The following is a 1,577-nucleotide window of genomic DNA, read 5'->3' on the forward strand; positions in this document are numbered from 1 at the left end:
GGCCCAGTTGGCGCTGTCGGCGAAGGCGGCCGCTGCGCTCGCATCGAGGGACGGGCCGCCCTCGTGCTCCTTCCACAACCACTCGGTGAGGGTGGCGAAGCCCTCGTTGAGCCACATGTCCTGCCAGGCGGCAGGGGTGACGGAGTCGCCGAACCACTCGTGCGACAGCTCGTGCACGAGCGTGACCGGGTCGACCGCGGGCGGCGGGCCGTCGCCGGGGAAGACCGGGCGGTTCTGCGTCTCCAGCGCGTAGCCGACCCGCCCACGCGGCAGGTGGTCGACGATCGCGCCCGCCGACGCGAAGGGATAGGGCCCGAACAAACCCTCCTCCCACCGCAGTATCTCGGGGATGCGGGCCAGCGCCGCGGCCGTCGCGGCGTCGTCGGAGCGCGGGTCGACCGCGACGTACAGCGGCAGCCCGTTCGGTGTCGTCGAACGGGTGACGTCGAAGTGCCCGATGGCGACGGTCGCGAGGTAGGTGGCCATCGGCGCGGTGCTGCGCCAGTGGTAGGCGGTGCGGCCGTCGGCGGCCGGCCGGGTGGTGAGGAGTTCGCCGTTGGACACGGCGGTGAGGCCGTGCGGCACGGTGACGGTGATGTCGTAGGCGGCTTTGTCGGAAGGGTGGTCGTCGCCGGGGAACCAGGCCATGGAGCCGACCGGTTCGCCCAGCGCGAGCGCGCCGTCGTCAGTGCGGAACCAGCCCTCGTGGGAGCCGTCCGGGTCGGTCAGCATCCGCGGCACGCCCTGGTACTCGACGGTCGTGGTGAAGTGCGCGCCGCGGCGCGGGGGGTGCGCGGGGCGGATCTGGAGTTCGGTGCCGTGGCGGGCGGTGCGGGCCTTGGCGCCGTCGACGGTGACGCGCCGGACGTCGAGCCCGGCCAGGTCGAGGTCGAAGCGGGCCAGGTTCTGGTCGGCGGTGGCGGCGAGGGTGGCGGTGCCGCGCAGTTGCCCGGAGGCGGGGTCGTAGTCGAGGTCGAGCGTGTAGTGGCCGACGTGGTAACCGCCGTTGCCCGCGTCGGGGAAGAGCCGGTCGCCGACCCCCGGGGCGCCGGTGTCGGGGCCACTTGGCTTGTCGCCGCCGGTGCAGGACATGCAGCAGGCGAGCAGACAGCCCGCGAGCAGCGGCAGCAGGACCGCGCGCGGCGGCGGGCGTAGGCGCACGCCGGCCAGCGTACGAGCTACCCGGCCGTAGCGCGCCCAGGCGGCCGGTGGCGCGCCGCACCCGGCCGCCCCAGCCGTCCCGGCCGTCCCGGCCGCGGTAAGGCCCGTACGCCAGGCGGGCAGTCCGCAGGCGCGTCAGTCCGCGAACCGCTCGCCGCGCTCGGCCTTCCGCACCAGCAGCGCGGGCGGCTCGAACCGCTCCCCGTAGGCAGCGGCCAACTCCCTGGCGCGGACGGTGAACCCGGCGACGCCGCCTTCGTACCCGTTGATGTACTGGAGCACTCCCCCGGTCCACGCCGGGAAGCCGATGCCCAGCACCGAGCCGATGTTGGCGTCGGCGACGGAGGTGAGGACGCCCTCTTCGAGCAGCCGCACGGTGTCCAGGGACTCCGCGAAGAGCATGCGCTCCTGCATGT

Annotated in this window: 1 protein-coding gene and 1 pseudogene; both read right to left on the minus strand. The window is 74.3% G+C overall.

Going from position 1 to position 1,577, the window contains the following annotated elements; all coding sequences use genetic code 11:
- Positions 1-1,092 (minus strand): M1 family metallopeptidase (locus AC13HU_RS36850; protein ID WP_483046357.1); only part of this gene is annotated, 1,092 nt, incomplete at its 3' end.
- A 204-nt stretch (positions 1,093-1,296) separates the two neighbouring features.
- Positions 1,297-1,577: pseudogene (locus tag AC13HU_RS36855) on the minus strand (3-hydroxyacyl-CoA dehydrogenase); the annotation flags it as partial.

This window comes from Streptomyces sp. NH27, from assembly GCF_056859195.1.